General features: G+C 71.2%; 20 protein-coding genes. 9 read left to right on the top strand and 11 right to left on the bottom strand.

Annotation, left to right across the window (positions count from 1 at the left end; translation table 11 throughout):
* Nucleotides 1-10: 10 nt before the first annotated feature.
* The 4 genes from ACTMVF_RS31820 to ACTMVF_RS31805 all read right to left on the bottom strand — a co-directional run bounded on the left by ACTMVF_RS31820 (nt 11) and on the right by ACTMVF_RS31805 (nt 5,948).
* The gene (locus ACTMVF_RS31820; protein ID WP_441274536.1) at nt 11-1,777 is read right to left on the bottom strand and encodes a BCCT family transporter; all 1,767 of its coding nucleotides are present in this window, start codon (nt 1,775-1,777) and stop codon (nt 11-13) included.
* Nucleotides 1,778-2,079: 302 nt separating this feature from the next.
* On the bottom strand, nt 2,080-3,162 hold the full coding sequence (locus tag ACTMVF_RS31815; protein ID WP_441274535.1) for a chorismate-binding protein: 1,083 nt from the start codon (nt 3,160-3,162) through the stop codon (nt 2,080-2,082).
* Nucleotides 3,163-3,232: 70 nt separating this feature from the next.
* On the bottom strand, nt 3,233-5,581 hold the full coding sequence (locus tag ACTMVF_RS31810) for an FdhF/YdeP family oxidoreductase (protein ID WP_441274534.1): 2,349 nt from the start codon (nt 5,579-5,581) through the stop codon (nt 3,233-3,235).
* 127 nt (nt 5,582-5,708) lie between these two features.
* Complete coding sequence (locus tag ACTMVF_RS31805; protein ID WP_441274533.1) at nt 5,709-5,948, bottom strand: hypothetical protein; 240 nt, start codon at nt 5,946-5,948, stop codon at nt 5,709-5,711.
* A gap of 50 nt (nt 5,949-5,998) precedes the next feature.
* Between ACTMVF_RS31805 and ACTMVF_RS31800 the strand changes: the two genes are divergently transcribed.
* From ACTMVF_RS31800 to ACTMVF_RS31775, 6 genes are all read left to right on the top strand, one after another.
* Nucleotides 5,999-6,493, top strand: coding sequence for a MarR family winged helix-turn-helix transcriptional regulator (locus ACTMVF_RS31800; RefSeq protein WP_441274670.1), 495 nt, complete (start codon nt 5,999-6,001; stop codon nt 6,491-6,493).
* A 161-nt stretch (nt 6,494-6,654) separates the two neighbouring features.
* A complete protein-coding gene (locus tag ACTMVF_RS31795; RefSeq protein ID WP_441274669.1) occupies nt 6,655-7,272 on the top strand; it encodes a DsbA family protein in 618 nt (205 codons plus the stop codon).
* Between the two features lie 46 nt (nt 7,273-7,318).
* Nucleotides 7,319-8,125, top strand: coding sequence for an MBL fold metallo-hydrolase (locus tag ACTMVF_RS31790; RefSeq protein ID WP_441274532.1), 807 nt, complete (start codon nt 7,319-7,321; stop codon nt 8,123-8,125).
* Nucleotides 8,126-8,130: 5 nt separating this feature from the next.
* A complete protein-coding gene (locus ACTMVF_RS31785; RefSeq protein ID WP_441274531.1) occupies nt 8,131-8,553 on the top strand; it encodes a nuclear transport factor 2 family protein in 423 nt (140 codons plus the stop codon).
* 207 nt (nt 8,554-8,760) lie between these two features.
* A complete protein-coding gene (locus tag ACTMVF_RS31780; protein WP_441274530.1) occupies nt 8,761-9,168 on the top strand; it encodes a CoA-binding protein in 408 nt (135 codons plus the stop codon).
* A 91-nt stretch (nt 9,169-9,259) separates the two neighbouring features.
* A complete protein-coding gene (locus ACTMVF_RS31775; RefSeq protein ID WP_441274529.1) occupies nt 9,260-10,483 on the top strand; it encodes a 4-hydroxybenzoate 3-monooxygenase in 1,224 nt (407 codons plus the stop codon).
* A gap of 24 nt (nt 10,484-10,507) precedes the next feature.
* Here the strand turns inward: ACTMVF_RS31775 and ACTMVF_RS31770 are convergent, their stop codons facing one another.
* On the bottom strand, nt 10,508-10,867 hold the full coding sequence (locus tag ACTMVF_RS31770) for an ArsR/SmtB family transcription factor (RefSeq protein WP_441274528.1): 360 nt from the start codon (nt 10,865-10,867) through the stop codon (nt 10,508-10,510).
* A gap of 63 nt (nt 10,868-10,930) precedes the next feature.
* Between ACTMVF_RS31770 and ACTMVF_RS31765 the strand changes: the two genes are divergently transcribed.
* Nucleotides 10,931-12,052 (top strand): cation diffusion facilitator family transporter, encoded by a 1,122-nt coding sequence (locus ACTMVF_RS31765; RefSeq protein WP_441274527.1) that lies wholly within the window; start codon nt 10,931-10,933, stop codon nt 12,050-12,052.
* 15 nt (nt 12,053-12,067) lie between these two features.
* On the opposite strand, the gene ACTMVF_RS31760 is transcribed toward ACTMVF_RS31765, so the two are convergent.
* Both ACTMVF_RS31760 and ACTMVF_RS31755 read right to left on the bottom strand, forming a co-directional pair.
* On the bottom strand, nt 12,068-12,625 hold the full coding sequence (locus tag ACTMVF_RS31760) for a YbaK/EbsC family protein (protein WP_441274526.1): 558 nt from the start codon (nt 12,623-12,625) through the stop codon (nt 12,068-12,070).
* Between the two features lie 43 nt (nt 12,626-12,668).
* Nucleotides 12,669-13,241 carry a helix-turn-helix domain-containing protein gene (locus ACTMVF_RS31755; RefSeq protein ID WP_441274525.1) on the bottom strand — a complete coding sequence of 191 codons (573 nt, stop codon included), beginning with the start codon at nt 13,239-13,241 and terminating at the stop codon, nt 12,669-12,671.
* 138 nt (nt 13,242-13,379) lie between these two features.
* On the opposite strand from ACTMVF_RS31755, the gene ACTMVF_RS31750 reads away from it, so the two are divergent.
* Nucleotides 13,380-14,237 carry an EamA family transporter gene (locus ACTMVF_RS31750; RefSeq protein WP_441274524.1) on the top strand — a complete coding sequence of 286 codons (858 nt, stop codon included), beginning with the start codon at nt 13,380-13,382 and terminating at the stop codon, nt 14,235-14,237.
* Nucleotide 14,238: 1 nt separating this feature from the next.
* On the opposite strand, the gene ACTMVF_RS31745 is transcribed toward ACTMVF_RS31750, so the two are convergent.
* On the bottom strand, nt 14,239-15,036 hold the full coding sequence (locus ACTMVF_RS31745; RefSeq protein ID WP_441274523.1) for an acyltransferase: 798 nt from the start codon (nt 15,034-15,036) through the stop codon (nt 14,239-14,241).
* Between the two features lie 110 nt (nt 15,037-15,146).
* Here ACTMVF_RS31745 and ACTMVF_RS31740 point away from each other — a divergent pair, with 110 nt between their 5' ends.
* Entirely contained in the window at nt 15,147-15,677 is a 531-nt protein-coding gene (locus ACTMVF_RS31740) for a gamma carbonic anhydrase family protein (RefSeq protein WP_441274522.1), read from the top strand.
* An 89-nt stretch (nt 15,678-15,766) separates the two neighbouring features.
* On the opposite strand, the gene ACTMVF_RS31735 is transcribed toward ACTMVF_RS31740, so the two are convergent.
* The 3 genes from ACTMVF_RS31735 to ACTMVF_RS31725 form a co-directional block, all read right to left on the bottom strand.
* A complete protein-coding gene (locus ACTMVF_RS31735) occupies nt 15,767-16,411 on the bottom strand; it encodes a DedA family protein (protein ID WP_441274521.1) in 645 nt (214 codons plus the stop codon).
* A 73-nt stretch (nt 16,412-16,484) separates the two neighbouring features.
* Nucleotides 16,485-18,041 (bottom strand): carboxylesterase/lipase family protein, encoded by a 1,557-nt coding sequence (locus ACTMVF_RS31730; protein ID WP_441274520.1) that lies wholly within the window; start codon nt 18,039-18,041, stop codon nt 16,485-16,487.
* A 142-nt stretch (nt 18,042-18,183) separates the two neighbouring features.
* Entirely contained in the window at nt 18,184-20,052 is a 1,869-nt protein-coding gene (locus ACTMVF_RS31725) for an RICIN domain-containing protein (protein ID WP_441274519.1), read from the bottom strand.
* Nucleotides 20,053-20,160: the final 108 nt, after the last annotated feature.

Genomic DNA, 20,160 nt, shown 5'->3' with positions numbered 1-20,160 from the left:
TCTGCCGCTCTCAGCGAGCGGAGGTGGAGGGCTCCGTGGGGTGCACGGGGTCCTGGGACTGCTGGGGCTGCGGGGACTCCGCGCCGTCGTTGCACGCCACGGGGCCGATGCGCAGCTCGAAGTCGCCGTCGTACTTCTCGTGACCGGCGATGACGGCCGTTTCGATGGCCTCCTTGCCGATCCGCCCGCGGATGATGAGCGGGTCCTGGCGCAGATCGCGGGTGAGGGCGATACAGAGGCCGACCATCACCAGGGTGAAGGGCGCCGCCGCGAGAATGGTCAGGTTCTGCAGTCCGGTGAGCGCGTCACCCTTGCCGCCGCCGATGAGCAGCATGATCGCGGCTACCGCACCGGTCAGCACGCCCCAGAAGACGACGACACCGCGGGTGGGTTCCAGGGACCCGCGCTGCGAGAGCGTGCCCATCACGATCGAGGCGGCGTCGGCGCCGGAGACGAAGAAGATGCCGACGAGGATCATCACCACCACGCTCGTGATCGTGGCGACCGGGTACTGCTGGAGCACGTCGAAGAGCTGGCCCTGGGCGGTCGAGGCGTCACTGAGCTTCTTCTCGTCCTGCAGATGCATCGCCGAGCCACCGAAGACGGCGAACCACAGCAGGCTGACGGTGCTGGGGACCAGGATGACGCCGCCGACGAACTGCCGGATGGTCCGGCCACGGCTGATGCGCGCGATGAACATGCCGACGAAGGGCGTCCAGGAGATCCACCAGGCCCAGTAGAAGACCGTCCAGCCGGCCAGCCAGTCGGCGACGCCTTCACCGCTCGACGCCTCGGTCCGCCCGGCCATCTGGGCCAGGTCCCCGAAGAAGGCGCCTATGGAGGTGGGCAGCAGGTCGAGGATGAAGATGGTCGGGCCGACGAGGAACACGAAGACCGCCAGGCTCACCGCCAGCACCATGTTGATGTTGGACAGCCACTGGATGCCCTTCTCGATCCCGGACACCGCCGAGGCGACGAACGCCACGGTCAGCACCGCGATCACGGCGACCAGCAGGCCGGTGCCGACGGATCCCAGCCAGCCGAGTCCGGTGAAGCCGCTGCCGATCTGCAGGGCACCGAGGCCCAGGGAGGCAGCGGAGCCGAAGAGGGTGGCGAAGATGGCGAGGATGTCGATGACCCGGCCGCCCCAGCCGTTCGCCCGCTTCTCGCCGATCAGCGGGGTGAACACGGCACTGATCAGCTGCCGGCGGCCGCGCCGGAAGGTGCTGTAGGCGATCGCGAGACCCACCACCGCGTACATCGCCCACGGATGCAGCGTCCAGTGGAAGAGGGTGGTGGCCATGGCGGTCTCCATGGCCTCGTTGGCGTCGGCCGGGTCGGTGCCCGGCGGTGGCGTGACGAAGTGCGAGAGCGGTTCGCTCACGCCGTAGAACATCAGGCCGATGCCCATGCCCGCGCTGAACATCATGGCGATCCATGAGACGGTGCGGAACTCGGGCTGCTCGCCCTCCTCGCCCAGGGTGATCCGCCCGTACCGGCTGATCGCCAGCCAGAGGGCGAAGACCACGAAGCCCGAGGCCGCGAGGACGAAGGCCCAGCCACCGTTGCGGATGGTCCCGTCCAGGAGCTTTCCGGACACGCTCTCCAGCGTGTCGGTCGCGGTGGCTCCCCAGACGACGAAGGCGAGGGTGAGGGCCGCGGCGACGCCGAAGACGATCAGGTCGGTGCGGGGACCGGCGGACACCGCCGGGCTTCCTGGGAGATCCGCGGCAACGGGATGGCTGTGCCTCCCGTCCCTTTCGCGGGTTTTACTCATCAGCTCGTCCTTTCCACAGACGGCAGTGGAGTCTTTGTCGCGGACGACGACGGGGGAACTCGTCGGTGATTCCGCCTGGCCGACCGGCACGCCGGAGCGGATGGGAGAACGACGAGAGAAGGGGAGGCGGAGCGGCCGCCATGGTGCGTCGTTGCGAATAATGCATCTGAATTCACTATGGGCAACAACCATCTGGGCGCCCGGGAGGGCTGTCAAGGGGTCGGACGTGCTGAGTTGCCCGACCGCGATCGACCCGTGACCACGAACGCCCGCGGGCGCGGTTACCCCGACCCGACGAACCGTCAGCCGTCTGCCCGGGAGGGCATGCGGGAGCCGCGCCGGTACGCACCCGACGCCACCGTCAGCAGCCGCCGCGCTTTGAGCCGCGTCTCGGCCCACTCGCGCTCGGGGTCGGATCCCCAGGTGATCCCGGCCCCGGTACCGAAACGCAGTAACGGACCGCCGGGAGCGGGGCGGTCGATCCAGAACGTGCGGATGCCGACGGCGAGTTGACCCGTGCCGCGATCGGCGTCGACCCAGCCCACGCCACCGCAGTACGGGCCGCGGGGCGCCGTTTCCAGCGCCGCGATGATGCGCAGCGCGCTGGACTTGGGGGCGCCCGTGACGGAGCCGGGCGGGAAGGTGCCGGCGAGCAGCTCGGGCCATCCGGCGCCTTCGGCCAGTTCGCCACGCACCGTGGACACCAGATGCACCAGGCCGGGGTGTGCCTCGACGGCGCACAGCTCGGGGACGGTCACGGAGCCGGTGGCGCAGACGCGCCCCAGGTCGTTGCGGACCAGGTCCACGATCATGACGTTCTCGGCGTGGTCCTTGTCGAGGAGGTCCGCGGCGGTACGGCCGGTGCCCTTGATGGGGCCGGAGACGACCGTACGGCCGTCCCGGCGCAGGAAGAGCTCGGGCGAGGCCGTGGCGATCTCCACGCCGTGCGCGGGCAGGCGCACGGTGCCGGCATAGGGCGCGGGGTTGCCGCGCGCCAGCAGGGTGGTGAGGGCGTCGACGTCCGCGCGCTCCGGGTCGGGCAGCGGCGCGGACAGCACCCGGCACAGGTTGGCCTGGTAGACCTCGCCGGCCGCGATGTGCTCGCGGATGCGCCGCACCCCGGCGATGTAGGCGGCCCGGTCGAGGGAGGAGGTCCAGTCGTCCGGGGCCGGGCCACGCCACGTACCGGGCTCGACAGCGGGCACGGTTTCCCGCCGTACGTCCCCGAAGCGCGCGCACACCAGGCGCCCCTCGAAGTCGGCGACCACGGCCCAGAACCCGGTGGAGTCCAAGGCCGCGGGATCGCTGGTCACGTCCCGGAGGTCGGTGGCGACGAGACCGCCGAAGCGGGCCAGCGGTGCGAGGTCGTCAGGGCGTCCACTCATCGGTCACCACCTCTGCGGAAGGGAACGGACGAACGGCAGGGGAATACGTCCCCGCCGTTCAGCGGCTGGGCTACGCGCCGGCTGACGCCTGTTCCACTCGGGCCTGTTCCGCTCGGACCTGTTCGGCTCGGACCTGTTCCAGTCGGACGACGATGGACTTCGACGTGGGGGTGTTGCTGATGGCCGCCGTGGAGTCCAGTGGTACGAGGACGTTGGTCTCGGGGAAGTAGGCGGCGCAGCAGCCCCGGGGGGTCGGGTACGACACGGCCCGGAAGGCCGGTGCCCTGCGCTCCACTCCGTCGCCGTACTCACTGACGATGTCGACCATGTCCCCGTCGGCGAGGCCGCGCTCGGTGAGGTCGTCGGGGTGCAGGAAGAGGACCCGGCGGCCCTGCTGGATGCCGCGGTAGCGGTCGTCCAGGCCGTAGATGGTGGTGTTGTACTGGTCGTGGGAGCGCAGCGTCTGCAACAGCAGTCGGCCCGGCGGGACCTTGGGGCTCTCCAGCGCGTTGGCGGTGAAGTTGGCCAGGCCGGTGCTCGTCGTGAACCGGCGCTCGTCGCGGGGCGGGTGGGGCAGGGCGAAGCCGCCCGGCTGCCGTACCCGGGCGTTGAAGTCCTCGAAGCCTGGGATGACGCGTTCGATGCGGTCGCGGATGCGGTCGTAGTCCGACTCGAACTCCTCCCACGGCACCTGCGGGCCCGCTTCGCCGAGGGTGGCCCGGGCCGTCCGGCAGATGATCGCGACTTCGCTCAGCAGGTGCTCGGACGCGGGTGTCAGCCGGCCCCGCGACAGGTGCACCATGCCCATGGAGTCCTCCACCGTGACCAGTTGGGGCCCGGCCGGCCGCAGGTCGGCCTCGGTGCGACCGAGGCACGGCAGGATGAGGGCCTGCTCCCCGGCGATGACGTGCGAGCGATTGAGCTTGGTGGAGATCTGGACGGTGAGCCGGCACCTGCGCAGGGCCTGCTCGGTCAGGTCGGTGTCGGGGGCCGCGGCGACGAAGTTGCCGCCCAGCGCGATGAAGACCTTCACGTCGCCGTCGCGCATGGCGCGGATGCTGTCGACCGCGTCGTGGCCGTGGCGGCGCGGGGGCGTGAAGGCGAACTCGGCGCCGAGCCGGTCCAGGAAGGCGGCGTCCGGCTTCTCGTAGATGCCCATCGTGCGGTCGCCCTGCACGTTGGAGTGGCCGCGCACCGGGCAGAGACCGGCGCCGGGGCGGCCGATGTTGCCGCGCAGCAGAAGGAAGTTGACGACGTCCCGGATGGTGGGCACGGAGTGCTTGTGCTGGGTCAGTCCCATCGCCCAGCAGACGACGATCTTCTTGGCGGCCAGCACATGGCCGAACGCGGTCCGGATCTCGTCCTCGGGCAGACCGGTGGCCTGGAGGATCTCCTCCCACGACGCCTTGCGGGCGTGCTCGGCGAACTCCTCGAAGCCATGCGTGTACCGCTCGATGAAGGAGGTGTCCAGGCAACTGCCGGGCGACTCGTCCTCCGCCTCCAGCAGCATGCGGCTGAAGGCCTGGAAGAGCGCCTGGTCGCCGCCCAGCCTGATCTGCAGGAACTGGTCCGCCAGCTTGGTGCCGCCGCCGATGACGCCGGACGGCTTCTGGGGGTTCTTGAACCGGAGCAGGCCCGCCTCGGGCAGCGGGTTGACCGCGATGACGCGCGCGCCCTGCTGCTTGGCCCGCTCCAGCGCGGAGAGCATCCGGGGGTGGTTGGTGCCCGGGTTCTGGCCGACCACGAGAATCAGATCGGCCTCGTAGAGGTCCTCCAGACTGACGCTGCCCTTGCCGATGCCGATGGTCTCCACCAGGGCCGAGCCGCTGGACTCGTGGCACATGTTGGAGCAGTCCGGCAGGTTGTTGGTGCCGAAGCCGCGGACGAAGAGCTGGTAGAGGAACGCGGCCTCGTTGCTCGCCCGTCCGGAGGTGTAGAAGGCGGCCTGGTCCGGGTGGTCGAGCGCGCCGAGCTCGCGGGCGATCACGGCGAACGCCTCGTCCCAGGAGATCGGCTCGTAGCGGTCGGCGCCGGCCGGGCGGTACATGGGGTGGGTGAGGCGCCCCTGCTGTCCGAGCCAGTAGTCGCTGCGCGGAAGCAGGTCCTCCAGGGTGTGCTCGGCGAAGAAGTCCGGGGTCACCCGGCGTACGGTGGCCTCCTCGGCGACGGCCTTGGCGCCGTTCTCACAGAACTCCGCCTTGTGCCGGTGGTCGGGCTCCGGCCAGGCGCACCCCGGACAGTCGAAGCCCTCCTTCTGATTCACCCGGAGCAGCGTGAGCAGGCTGCGGCGGGCCCCCATCTGTTCGCCGGCGTGCCGCAGCGAGGAGGTGACCGCGGGGAGGCCGGCGGCGTACTCCTTCGGGGGGCCGACCCGCAGACGGGCGTCGCCGGGGTCCTCAGCAGGTGGCTTGCGAGTCATCTGTAGCGCTGCTCCGCGGTGTAGGGAATAGGCTCAGTTGCGCAGCACACAACAGTACCGCCATACGCAACACCCCTAAGGAAGCCCGACCGGCGACCTCCTGTCAAGCGCCGAGGAGGCGCCAGATCTACCACTGCTGGTACCGGGCGCCGCCGACGGTGGCGAAGTCGATGGTGACGCTGGTGCCCGCGGCCTGTGACGGGGCGGCGGACACCTCATCGACCGACTCAGGGGTGCGCCCTACGCGTGGGAGGTGCGATGAGGTGAACACCACCGGCGACCCCCGCCGCCGATGCCACAAGCAGGCGCCCGGGTCGGTCACGCTCCGCCGCTCGAAGAGGAACCGGCTCGTCGGGCCCGGGAACACGGCATGATCATGGGATGAATGGCGTGGAGGACCTGACAGGCGGTGGGGACGTGGGTGAGCAGGCGGAGATCTCGTCGCCGAAAGATGCGGCGGACAACGCGCTGGTGCTGGCGTTCGGGCGGCTGCAGGGGGCCGCGAACAGGCTGGAGTACATCCTGGGGCGGGCCCTGGAGCGGGAGTGCGGCATCAGCCACCTGATGTTCGAGGTGCTGCTGATCCTCGGGCGGACCGGCGAACCGGGGATGCCGATGCGGGCCATCGCCCAGGAGCAGGTGCTGACCACGGGCGGTGTGACACGTCTCGTGGACCGGATGGAGGCGGCCGGGCTGGTCGAGCGCACCGAGGACCCCGGCGACCGGCGCGGTCGGCTGGTGCGCCTGACCCCGTTGGGCGAGGAGACCACCGTGCGCGCGTCCCGGCTGCACGTGGAGAACATCCGCCGCTACTTCCTGGCGCCGCTGCCGCCCGAGGACCGAGAGCGGTTCGCCGAGAACCTGCGCCTCCTCAGCCACTCAGCCCGGGACGAGCTGCCCCGCCTGCCCTGAGGCGCCCCCACCGGGCAGCGGCCGATCGGCAGCGCGACGCGCTGAGCAGAGCGGACAGAGGTGTGACCACAGTCACACGCACAAGGAAATATCTGACTCGTCAGCTACTGTTCTGTCAGATGAACCGCTCGCATCCGGCGGGCGCCGTGCCGAGGATCTCCATGCAGCTCGTCTACGTCTTCGATGCCTACTGCGGCTGGTCGCACGGGTTCTCCGGCACCCTGCGCGAGGTCGCCTCCCGCCACCCGGAGCTGCCGGTGGTGGTGGTCTCCGGCGGCCTGTTCACCGGAACCCGCCGGCTGCCGATCGGTGAGTTCGGCTATGTGCAGGGCGCGAACGCCCAGATCGCCGAACAGACCGGCGCCGAGTTCGGCGACGCGTACGAGCGGCTGATCGCCGACGGGTCGTTCGTGATGGACTCCGAGGACGCCGCGCGGGGAGTCGCCGCCCTGCGGCGGATCTCCCCCGACCGTGCGGCCGAGCTGGTCATGGCCATGCAGCGGGCCTTCTACGTCGACGGGCTGAGCCTCTCCGCCCCCGCGACCTACCGGAAGCTCGCCGAACAGGCCGGGCTGGACGCCGACGCCGTGGTCACCGCCTTCGAAGCCCCCGAGGCTCGGACGGCGGCACAGGCCGACTTCCGCCTCGGGGCCGAACTGGGCGTCACCGGCTTCCCCACCCTCCTCGCCGTCGACGGCGACCGTGTCACCCCCCTGGCCTACGGCCACGCCACCGCCGACGAGGTCGAGGCACGGCTCACGGCCGTACTCACCCCCTGAACCTCTCCCCCGTCCCCACCCACCACGTCCCGTCAAGGAGCCACCGATGAGCACCCTGTCCTTCAAGGTCCTGGACCTGGACTTCCCGGCAGGCAGCAAGAACAAGACCGCCACCCTCGTCACCGGCGAGAACGAGGCCCTGCTCGTGGACGCCGCCTTCACCCGCGCCGACGGCCACCGCCTGGCCGCCGAGATCCTCGACTCCGGCAAGACGCTGACGACGGTCTTCATCAGCCACGGCGACCCCGACTTCTACTTCGGCGCCGAGGTCATCGCCGACGCCTTCCCCGAGGCGCGGTTCGTCGCCACCCGGCAGACGATCGAGCACATCCAGCACTCCTACGAGGGCAAGCTCAAGGCATGGGCGGCCCTGGGCCAGAACCTGCCCACCCGCCTGGTCGACCTCGAGCCGCTGACCGGTGACCTCACCCTCGAAGGCCACCTCTTCGAGCTCAAGGGCGGTCCGGCCGCGCTGCCCGACCGTCACTACCTGTGGCAGGCCGAGCAGCGCGCGCTCCTCGGCGGCGTTCTGCTCTTCCAGCAGGAGCACGTCTGGGTCGCCGACACGGCCACACCGGCCGACCGCGCCGCCTGGATCGACCTGCTCGACGAGATGGCCGCCCTCCAGCCGGAGCTGGTCGTCCCCGGCCACCGTCTGCCCGATACCGCCGCCGACGCCTCCGCGATCACCGCGACCCGTGACTACCTCGTCGCCTTCGAGGAGGAGCTCGGCAAGGCCGCCGACGGTGCCGCCCTGACGGACGCCCTCGTCAAGCGCTACCCGGGCAACGGCATGGTCATCGCCGCGCAGATCGGCGCGAAGGTCGCCAAGGGCGAGATGAAGTGGGGCTGACCTCCATGGCCCACGACAGCACCGACTTCGCGACCTCCACCGCTCCCGCCGACGTCGTACGCCGCCAGTACCTGGCCTCGGCCAACCGTGACCTGGCAGCCCTGCGCGCCACCCTCGCCCCCGACGTCGAGTGGACGGAGATGGCCGGCTTCCCCCTCGCCGGCACCTATCGCACCCCCGACGGTGTCACCAGCAACGTCATGGAGAAGCTCGGCCAGGAGTGGGATGACTGGATCGCCCACGACGACACCTATGTCACCGAGGGCGAGAACGTCGTCGTCCTCGCCCGGTACACCGCGACCAACAAGGCGACCGGCAAGGCGATCGACGTGCGCGTCGCCCACCACTTCACCGTCCGCGGCGGGCTGATCGTCCGCTTCGAGCAGTTCGTCGACACGGCCCTGGTCCGCGAGGCCATGGCCGACTGACTCAAATCCCGTTCCAGACAAGGTAGTTCGTCGCTCGGCGGGAGATCGCAGGGCACCACCGGCCGTCCGTCGTGGCGCACGAGGGCGGCCGCACCCGCTGCGGCCGCCGCATGACGGACGGGAAGCCCGCCACCGCCGGGAATCACCGCACACCACCCGCTGTTGTCCGGGACAGCAGCCCCTGCCCGAATCCCAAGGAGGCCGAGCGTGTACGGCGACCCGGCGACAGTCCGCAAGATCCTCACCGAGCTCGGTGACACCTGGGCGATCGTGGGTCTGTCCACGAACGAGCGGCGTGCGGCATACGGGGTCGCCGACGTCCTCCAGCGCTACGGCAAGCGCATCGTGCCCGTGCACCCGAAGGCGGAGACGGTCCACGGGGAGCCGGGATACCCCTCTTTGGACGCGATCCCCTTCGAGGTCGACGTCGTCGACGTGTTCGTCAACAGCGACCTCGCCGGTGCCGTCGCCGACGAGGCCGCGGCCATCGGCGCCAAGGCCGTCTGGTTCCAGCTCGGCGTCATCGACGAGGCCGCGTACGACCGCGCCCGCGCCGCCGGCGTCGACATGGTGATGGACCGCTGCCCGGCGATCGAGATCCCACGCCTGGGCTGACCGGACGGCGACGACACGTCGATTCTCCGCCGATCCACCGAGCCACCCCGGAGCCCTCCCCTCCCCACGTCAGCCGCCCCATAATGCTCGGGTGACTTCCACCTCCCCCCACACCAACTCCGGTGCCCCGCAAGGCTTCCCGGTCGTCATCGTCGGCGCCGGACCGGCCGGTCTCACCATCGGCAACATCCTGCGGGCGGCGTCCGTCGACTGTCTGGTCCTGGAGACCGAGACACGCCAGTTCATCGAGCAGCGGCCGCGGGCGGGGGTCCTGGAGGACTGGGCCGTGCGCGGACTCCAGCGGCGGGGCCTCGCGGACACCTTGCTGGAGCGGGCGCAGCGGCACACCGAGTGCGAGTTCCGGTTCGCCGGGGAGCGCTACCGGTTCGAGTACGGCGAACTCACAGGGGTTCATCACTGGGTCTACCCCCAGCAGTTCCTGGTCACGGACCTGGTGCGCGAGTACGCGGACGTGCGCGGCGGCACCGTGCGCTTCGGCGTGCGGGACGTGGAGCTGCACGACCTCGACACCGACCGCCCCTGGGTGTCGTACACCTGCCCGCAGACGGGTCAACGGGAGGTCGTGCACTGCGAATTCGTGGCGGGTTGCGACGGGGCGCGCGGGGTGACGCGCACCGCGCTGCCGACCGACCGTGCCCACATCTCCCGCAGCGACTACGGCATCGGCTGGCTGGCCCTGCTCGCCGAGGCGCCGCCGTCCTCCGACTGCGTCCTGTTCGGCATGCATCCGAACGGGTTCGCCGGGCACATGCCGCGCAGCGCCGAGGTGACCCGCTACTACCTCGAGTGCCCGCCCGGCGACGACCCGGACAACTGGTCACACGACAGGGTCTGGACGGAGCTGCAGCAGCGGCTCGGGGCGAACGGCGCGCCACCGCTGACGGAGGGGCGGCTGATCGAGAAGCGCGTCCTCGACATGCACAACTACGTGGTCGAGCCCATGGTCTTCGGCCGCCTCTTCCTGGCCGGCGACGCCGCTCACCTGACCGCCCCCATCGCCGCCAAGGGCATGAACCTCGCCCTGCACGACGCCTTCCTGCTGGGCGACGGACTCGTCGCCCACCTCACGAAGGGCGACGGCACCGGCCTCGACGGCTACTCGGCGGCCTGCCTCGGCCGGGTGTGGGACTACCAGGAGTTCTCCCACTGGCTCTCCGAGGTCTACCACGGCACATCATCGGGCGACCCCTACCGCGCGGGCACCACCCTGGCCCGCCTCCGCCGCATCTTCGGCTCCCCGACGGCGGCCAGGGCGTTCGCGGAGCAGTACCTGGGCAAGAACGCGGACTACTGACCACGCTCGGGATCCACCCCTCGGTCAGTCGTGCAGGGGCCGGTCGCTGAGCCGGTGGTCCGCCACGTTCAGCGCCTCGTCGACGAGGCGGCGCAGATGGCCGTCGCGCAGGGAGTAGATCACCCGGCGCCCCTTCTTGCGCGTGTTCACCAGGCCCGCGAGCCGCAGCCGGGCGAGGTGCTGGCTGACGGCGGGCCGGGCAGCCCCGCAGGCCTCGGTGAGCGTCGTGACGTCGGCCTCTCCCGCCGTCAGGGCGTGCAGCAGCGTGAGGCGGGTGCGGTCGCCGAGCAGGGCGAGGAGTTCGGCGGCGAGCGCGAACTGTTCCTCGCCGGGGGTGCGCGGGTGCGCATCGTGCGCAGGTGACAGGTGCATGCGTGCGCTCATACGCACATAATGGCGTCGTGGGCGGTCACGCGTCCACTCCCATCGCACCTGAAGGGGATCGCTGTGAGCGACGGGCACTCGCACGAGCACGACGACCACCACGCCGATCACAGGCACACGCACGAGCACCACGCGCACGAGCACCGACCCGGACACGGACACCCGCACGGGCACGGGCACGGACATGGGCACACCCCGTCCCCCCTCCGCCACCGCCTCACCCACCTCCTCAAACCCCACTCCCACGAGACCGCCGACAAACTCGACTCCGCCCTGGAGTCCTCGGCCCGCGGCATGCGCGCGCTGTGGGTCTCGCTGGCCGTGCTCGGCGTGACGGCGCTGGCTCAGGCGGTCGTGGTGGTCGCCTCCGGTTCGGTGGCGCTGCTCGGCGACACGGTGCACAACACCGCGGACGCGCTCACCGCCGTACCGCTCGGGATCGCCTTCATACTGGGCCGGCGCGCGGCGACGCGGCGCTTCACCTACGGCTACGGGCGGGCCGAGGACCTCGCGGGCATCGTCATCGTGCTGACGATCGCCGCGTCCGCGGCCTTCGCGGCGTGGACGGCCGTCGACCGCCTCCTCGATCCGCGCCCGGTGGAGCAGATCCCGGCCGTCGCCGTGGCCGCGCTCGTCGGGTTCGCGGGCAACGAGTGGGTGGCCCGCTACCGGATCCGGGTGGGCCGGGCGATCGGCTCGGCCGCGCTGGTCGCGGACGGACTGCATGCCCGGACGGACGGATTCACCTCACTGGCCGTCCTGGTGAGCGCGGGCGGCGCGGCGCTGGGGTGGCAACTCGCCGACCCGATCGTGGGGTTGGCGATCACGGCCGCGATCGTCCTGGTGCTGCGGGACGCCGCGCGCGAGGTGTTCCGGCGGGTGATGGACGCCGTGGACCCGGCCTTGGTGGACCGGGCCGAACAGGCGCTGCGGGAGGTCGCGGGCGTACGCGAGGTGGGCGAGCTTCGGTTGCGCTGGATCGGGCACCGGCTGCGCGCCGAGGTGGCGGTCGTCGTGGACGGCGAAGCGACGGTACGGCAGGCGCACGCCATCGCCGTCGACGCCGAACACGCCCTGCTGCACGCCGTACCCCGGCTCACCGCGGCCCTGGTCCACGCGGATCCGGCACCGGTGCCGGGCGAGGCGGATCCGCATCTCGCCCTGGCGCACCACACCGCGGGATGAGCTGAACCGACGGGCTCAGGCGACGCCGAGCCCCTCCAGTACGACCGCCCCCGGCAGCTCCGCGAACGCCTTCCCCGGCACCAGCAGCTTGCCGCGCCGGCGCCCGCTGCCGACCAGGACGTAGGGGAGGTCGACGACGGCCGAGTCCACCAACACCGGCCAGCCGTCGGGCAGTCCGATCGGGGTGATGCCGCCGTACTCCATGCCGGTCTCACCGGTCGCCGTGTCCATCGAGGCGAACGACGCCTTGCGGGCGCCGAGTTGACGGCGTACGACGCCGTTCACGTCGACCCGGGTGGTGGAGAGCACGACGCACGCGGCCAGCGTCGCCTCACCGCCGCGCTTGCCCGCGACGACCACGCAGTTCGCGGACTGTTCGAGCAGTTCCCGGCCGTAGTGCTCCACGAAGACGGCGGTGTCGGCCCACTGGGGGTCGCTCTCGACGTAGATGATTTGGTCGGCGGGGACGCTGCCGCTCCAGTGGCGTACGGCGTCGGCGACCGGGCGGGTGAGCTCGTCGAGGCAGTCGGGGGCTGGGGTGGCGTTGTCGAAGTGACCGATGGGTGCGTCCATGAGCGCACGCTAACAGCACCGGACCGGCGGTCGGCCGGGAGTCTCAGCGGACGGGCGGCACCGACACCGCGAGCACCCATTCCGCCGGGACGTCGCCCTGATTGCCGTACGTGTGGGGGGCGTTGGCGTCGAAGGTGGCGCTCGCGCCGGCCGGGACGCGGTACTCCGCATCCTCGACGGTGAGGGTCAGCTCGCCCGTCGTGACGTGGACGATCTCGAAGGTGCCGGCGGGGTGCGGGTCCGAGCTGCTGCTCTCGCCCGGCATCATCCGCCACTCCCACATCTCCAGCGGGCCCGGCGCCTCGGTGCCCGCGAGGAGCCTGCTGTAGCTGCCCGCGTCGGTGTGCCACAGCCGTACCACCTGGTCGGCCGAGACGACGCGTACCTTCGGGCCCTGCTCGTAGTCCAGCAGGGTGGTGATGCTGATCCCGAGCGCGTCGCCGATCTTGATCACCGTGCCGAGGCTGGGGTTGGTGCGCGCCTGCTCGATCTGGATGAGCATGCCGCGGCTGACGCCCGCCCTGGCCGCGAGCACGTCCAGGGTGAAGCCGCGCACCGAGCGCCAGTGCTTGACGTTGCGCGCCAGGGACTGGGTCAGCAGGTCGAGGTCCGCCACGTTCCGCCCCTCGTCGTTCCGGCCATCGCTGCTCCGTCCACCACTTCCGAAGTCAAATATTCTGGATGACGGGGTCCAGTGCACTGCACTACGGTGAGGTGCACCCCATCGTGCACCGAACTGTACTGCGAGGCTCCCGTGACAGCACTCTTCGCCCTGGCCACCAGCCTGCTGTGGGGGCTGGCCGACTTCGGCGGCGGACTGCTGACCCGGCGCACCCCGGCACTCACGGTGGTGGTCGTCTCGCAGGCCATCGCCGCGGCCGTGCTCGGCGTGGTCGTGGTGGCCACCGGCGGCTGGAGCGAGGCCGGTGATCAGCTGTGGTTCGCGGTCGCCGCCGGGGTGGTGGGCCCGGTCGCCCTGCTCTGCTTCTACAAGGCACTCGCGCTGGGCCCGATGGGCGTGGTCTCCCCGCTCGGCACGGTGGGAGTGGCGGTCCCCGTCGGGGTGGGCGTCTTCGTCGGTGAGCGGCCCGGCCTGATGCAGATCGCGGGGATCGCGGTCGCCGTGCTCGGGGTGCTGCTGGCGGGCGGACCGCAGCTGCGGGGCGCACCCGTGCAGCGGCAGGCCATCCTGCTCACGCTGATCGCGGCCTTCGGTTTCGGTGCGGTGTTCGCGCTGATCGCGGAGGCGTCGACCACCGTCACCGGCCTGTTCCTCGCCCTCTTCGTCCAGCGCGTGGTCAACGTCGCGGCGGGCGGCCTCGCGCTGTGCATCTCCGTGCGGCGGGGCGGCACCGCCCTCCCGGACGGCGGCTTCCCCTGGCGTTCGCTGCCGGCGCTCGCCTTCGTCGGCCTCGCCGATGTCGCGGCGAACGGCACCTACGTGGTCGCCGCCCAGCACGGCCCGGTCACCGTGGCCGCCGTACTCGCCTCGCTCTACCCGGTGGTGACCGCGTTGGCCGCGCGCGGCATCCTCAGGGAGCGGTTGCGGGGGGTGCAGGCCGCGGGTGCGGGGCTCGCGCTGGTCGGCACACTGCTGCTGGCGGCCGGCTGACTCAGGTCTCCGCGTCGACCTGGGCCAGTCGAGCAGCGGCTTGCTCGTCCAACGCCGCGAGTTTCGCCGCCGTCTCCTCGTCCAGCCCGGCCAGCGCCTGTAGCTGCTCGGGGGTGACGCCGTCGGGGATCGGCACCGGCGCCGGGGTCCGCAGCGGCGGCTGCCAGCCGTCGTCGGGCGTCCAGCGCCGTACGACACGGGCGGGAGCCCCCGCCACGACGGCATGGTCGGGCACTACGCCCCGGACCACCGCACCGGCCGCGACCACCACGTTCCGCCCGATCCGCGCGCCGGGCAGGATCACGGCCCCGGTGCCGATCCAGCACCCCGGGCCGATCTCGACCGGCTCCATGCGCGGCCACTGCTTGCCGATGGGCTCGTGGGGATCGTCGTAGGAGTGGTTCGTGGACGTGACGTAGACGTACGGCCCGAAGTAGCAGTCGCTGCCGATGGTGACCGTCGTGTCGGCGATGACATGGCTGCCGCGGCCCAGGACGACGCCGTCCCCTATACGCAGGATCGGCTCCGGGCCGAGGTCGAGGTCGGGCATCAGACCGGCGGTCAGCGTCACCTGCTCGCCGACGATGCAGTGGGAGCCGAGGTGGATCCAGGGTTCGCCGAAGACGGTGCCGAGCGGGAAGGCGAGCCGGGTGGCTTCGCCGATCGAGCCGAAGCGGAAACGGCCGGGATGCTCGGCGGTCACCGAACCCGTGCGCTGCGCCCAGGCCCAGCCCACGTGGAGGGCGCGCTGCGCGAGGCTGCGCCGCCAGGACGAGAACGTGTTCTTGCGCTTGAGCACCCGCTTACCGTACTGACCGTTCGGCGCCCTCATGAGGTGCGGGGGCTGTGATCTTCGCCCCACCGGGTGGCGGTAGCGTTCCGGTGTACCGCGGACGACAGGAGACGGTGATGACGCACAAGGCGCTGATCAAGGGCATCGGCGGCAGGGAGCCGAAGATCGACACGGAGGCTTTCGTGGCGCCCACGTCCGCGGTGATCGGGGATGTGACGCTGGAGGCCGGGGCGAGCATCTGGTACGGCGCGGTGGTGCGCGGTGACGTCGAGCGGATCTCCGTCGGGGCTCAGTCCAATATCCAGGACAACTGCACGCTGCATGCCGACCCCGGTTTTCCGGTCAGCATCGGGGCGCGGGTGTCGGTCGGGCACAACGCCGTGGTGCACGGGGCGACCGTCGGGGACGACTGTCTGATCGGGATGGGCGCGACCGTGCTGAATGGCGCGGTGATCGGGGCGGGGTCCTTGGTCGCCGCGCAGGCGTTGGTGCCGCAGGGGATGCAGGTGCCGCCCGGGTCGCTTGTCGCGGGGGTGCCGGCGAAGGTGAAGCGGGAGCTGACTGAGGAAGAGCGGCAGGGCGTGACGCTCAACGGAACGATGTACGCCGCGCTGGCTCAGGCGCACCGGGAAGAGCACGAGGGCTAGAGGTCGTACGCGGTCTGCGGGCCGTATGCGGCTGGTCGCGCCCACGCGGCGGAGCCGTATATCGATACAGCCCCGCCCCTTGAGGCGTCTTACTCCCCGGCTCCGACCGGTACTGGCTCCCGGTGTGCCGTCTGGGCCTTCTTCGCCTTGCGCTTGAGGATCAGCATGGACGTCAGGCCGATCAGGACCGCCGCCACCAGGCCCAGCCACGAGAAGCGCTTCAGCCAGGACTCGGCGACCACTCCGACGTAGTAGATGACCGCGGTCGTGCCGCCCGCCCACAGGATGCCGCCGAAGACGTTGGCGATCAGGAACTTCCAGTACGGCATCCGCAGGACGCCCGCGAGGGGGCCGGCGAAGATGCGGAGGAGGGCGACGAAGCGGCCGAAGAAGACGGCCCACATGCCCCACTTCTGGAAGGACCGTTCGGCGGTGGCGATGTGGCCCTCGCTGAAGTGCTTGGGGAATTTCCCGCCGAGCCAGGCCAGGAGTGGGCGGCCGCCCTTGCGGCCGATGGCGTAGCCGATGGAGTCGCCGATGATCGCGCCCGCGGTGGCGCAGGCGCCGAGCACGAAGGGGTCGATCTCACCGTGCTGTGAGGCGAGCAGCGCCGAGGAGACCAGAATGATCTCGCCGGGCAGCGGGATGCCCAGGCTCTCCAGACCGATGACCACGCCGACCAGCAGATAGATGGCGAGCGGGGGCACCGTTTCGAGCCATTCCTGGACGTGCAACGCCGCTTCCTCTCATTGCCTGGACTCTGTGTTTCCCGGCGCACGCTCGACGGTGAGCGTGCGCCGGGGCAGCCTACCCGTTCTGAGTGACGGTCTCTGAGTCCCACAGGTTGCACTGGTGCTCACGGTGCACGGCAGTACTCAGTGTGTTACCGCCCGCGGAGGCGGTGCGCAGTGTCAGCACCGTCCCGGGCCGGGTCGGCATCACGGGCTGGCCGGTGGCCCGCGGCACCCCTTCCCGGACGAAGGAGCCCCAGTACTGGATCATCTGCCGCGCCAGCGTCCGCTGCTCGGCGTTCAGCGGTGACGGAAGGCCGAAGTGCTTGAAGAGGTACTGCACCTCGTTGACGTGGGTCGCGCCGAAGTCGAAGTCGGTTTCGAGGTTGCGCAGGGAGGCGAAGGGCGGGGAGGTGCGGTCGGCGAACTCGTACGCGTAGACCTTGCCGCGTCCGGCGAGCGTGCCGTCGAGGCGGAGGGCCGGGCAGGCGAAGAGTTGGTCGCCCTGGGCCGTGGCGTAGGCGATGGTCGGGGAGGGGTACGACGACAGGGGGTAGCGCGCGAGCGCCTCGTCTCCGTAGTCCGCCCGCATGACCGTCGGGTACTGGTCGGCGGTGAGCGGGCTGCCGTTCAGGTCGAAACGGGCCCAGGCGAACAGCCGGCCCTCGTCCTGGTTGGCCCCGTTCATGACCGGCACGCCGGCCGCGGCTCCCTGCGCGAACGCCTCCTCCGGCTGCCTCGGCAGGAAGTCGCCGCCGACCACCGGCGCCCAGTCGAAGCCGCTCTGGGCGGCCAGGATCTCGGCGGCCGGCTTGGCGCGCAGACAGGCCAGGTCGGCACAGCCGAGCTTCTGCGCGAAGGCGGCGCCCTGGGTCAGGGCCGTCTCGTGCGTACGCGCCCCGCAGTCGCCGTACGCCCCGCTCTGGATGATCCCGGCCCGGAACAAGCCCTTCGCCGTCGGCGAGGCCAGCTGGGTGCAGACCGAGCGGCCGCCCGCCGACTCGCCCGCGATGGTCACCCGGCCCGGATCGCCGCCGAAGCGGCCGATGTTGGCGCGCACCCAGCGCAGGGCGGCCTGCTGGTCGAGCATGCCGAAGTTGCCGGAGACCCCGTCGCGGGCCTCGCCGTCGAGACCCGTCGTGGCGAGGAAACCCATCGCCCCGAGGCGGTAGTTGACGGTCACGACGACGGTACCGGTCTGCCGTGCGAAGGTGTCGGGGACGACGTCCTGACCGGCCCCGGCGGTGAGGCCTCCGCCGTGGAACCAGACCAGTACGGCCCGGCGTGCGGCGCCTTCGGGGACGTACACATTGAGGTCGAGACAGTCCTCGGTGTGGCTGGGCCGCTCATAGCCGGGGTCCCAACTGGCGCCCTGCACACACGTGTTGCCGAATTCCCCTGCCGTACGCACCCCTTGCCAGGGCCGGACCGGCCGCGGCTCCTTCCAGCGAAGCCTTCCTACCGGCGGTTCGGCGTAGGGGATGCCGAGGAACTGCCGTCCCTCGGCCGTGGTTTCGCCTCTCACCCAGCCCGCTTCGGTACGGACCACAGGGGGGCCGGCGGCCTGCGCCGGTACGGGAGTGATGAGCGCGGCCGCGAGGGCCAACAGCGCGACGGACATACGACGTATCACCGGTCCACCTCCAGCTGCTGTGTGCGGCGGGAAAACTATGAGCGTCGGTGACTCGTGTCAATGAAGTGAACGAGAAACGGCTGAATGGCGCCAGGAGTCGCAGGAGGGGCCACCCCGGCGGAGTGGCCCCTGAGCTCCTTGACTAGTGAAGGGCGGAATCGACCGTTGTCGTGGCGGCGCCGACGGCGGCGGACACAGTGCCCGGCGCCTCGGCCGGGAGAGCCACGACGGCATCGACACGGGTGGCGGGCTCGACCTGGCCGCCGGAGAGGGAGCCCGAGCCGGAGTCGGAGCCGGAGCCGGAGTCGGAGTCGTCTTGGACGTAGCGCGTCTCGTACTGCGGCTCCGCTTCCTCCTCCAGTTGGCCGGACTCGCCCCACGGGGAATCGGCCTCGGGCGGCTCGGGGGCGTCGGCGTCGGGGGACGCGCGCTCGGGCTCTACAGGCGTGCCGTGCGTCCCCTTCCCATCCGGCTTCTCCCTCTTCTCCCCGGGCCCGGTCTTGCGTACGTCCGCGAGGCCGCCGTCGAGCAGCCAGCGCTGCGCCGTGGAACCGTCCCGTTCGATGACGACCACGCTCTCGTCCTTGCCGCATGCGACCGCCAGCCCTTCGGACCGGCGCAGGAGAAGCTCCCCGTGGACGGTGAGGTCGTAGCTCACCTCGCCGGCGTGCGCGAGGCAGTTGGCCAGGACGACCGTGCCCGCGCCGGGGTCGGAGTCGAGGCAGAGGGCGGGGGCGGCGGCGCTGCGCAGCAGACCGTTGCCCTGGTACGACCACTGCTGGGACGCGGCGGACGAGCACTCGGCCAACTGGGCTCGGGCGCCGCTGCGGACCTTGCCGTCGTGGAGGTCCAGGCACAGGCCGCGGTCGAGGTTGCGGAGCCTGCCCTGGGCGATCGCGAGGGGTTCCTCGGCCGAGGCGGCCGACGGTGATCCGCCGGACGAGGGCGAGGGCGGGGAGACGGCGCCGGGGTGGACGGTCTGACCGCTGGGCGCGCCCCAGGTGGCCCCCGGATCGGGAGCGCCGTTCTCCTCGGACCAGCCCTTGGCGGTGAGCACGGTCACGAGCAGGGCGAGGGAGGCCACGCCGACGCCCACCGCGACGGCCTTCGTGCGTGCGCGCGGCAAGGCGAGAGGTGCCGGGCGGTGCCGTCCGCCGCGGCGCGGGCGTGCGTCCGGCGCCGATCCCAAGCCGCCTCGCCCGGGCCGGGAGTCGAGATAGCGCCGGGCGCCCCAGCCGAGCACGGTTTCGGCGAGGAGCACTTCGAGGCCGCCCTCGAAATGGCTGAGCTGCTCCGCGGCATGCCGGCAGTAACGGCACCCCATCAGATGCTGCTGGACATCGGGCAGCAGGGCGCCGCCCCGGCGAATGGGGACGTCGAGGAGACGGTTGTAGTAGCGGCATTCCCGGGTGGGCGCGAGTTCACCGTGGGCACCGACGCAACCGCGCCTGAATTGCTCTCGCACTCCCTCCAGCGTGGCCGACGCGGTGGCCGCGTCCACCCCCAGCAGACCAGCGGGTATGGTTATTGGTTCCGCCTCGACCTCGGTGTGCCAGAGGAGGCATTGCGAAGCCCCCGACAGATCCCGGAATGCGCGCTCGGCGATTTGCCGCCTTTCGGGCGTCACTGACCGGGCGGCGCGCAGGCCGCGCCCTCCGGTCGGTTTGCCGAGTTCCGGCAGGAGGGCGGAAATACCGTCGTCGGCGGCCCACTCCTTCACCATGTCCCGTACGGCGGCGAGGAGTTGGGGACGCAGTGCGCCGGGGGCGGGCTTGCCGAGCACACGATGGAACGCCGCGGCGGCCACCATGGAGGCCGAACTCGCCGTGGATGCCAGGCAGATGGACGCGTAGTCGTACGTGGCGCGCCAGTGCCGGGCCATCAGCAGGGCGACGGCGTGGGGGGCCGGCCCGGCCTGTCCCAGGCTCGCGAGGAGATTGCGGTCGGACTCTCCGGGGCTCGCCCCGGGTCGTGGCGGGTACGGCGGTCGTGGGGGGTAAGGGGATTGCACTGAACCATTTCCTTCCCAGCCGCAGAACGGCATGCGAAATGCACGTCCGTCGGAAAAGCAGGCGCCTGATTGGTGCATACCTATGCCGCGTCACCTGTGGACCGGCTA

Source organism: Streptomyces sp. SD31 (assembly GCF_052068475.1).
Taxonomy (GTDB): Bacteria; Actinomycetota; Actinomycetes; order Streptomycetales; family Streptomycetaceae; genus Streptomyces.
This window is presented reverse-complemented; position numbering and strand designations above follow the sequence as displayed.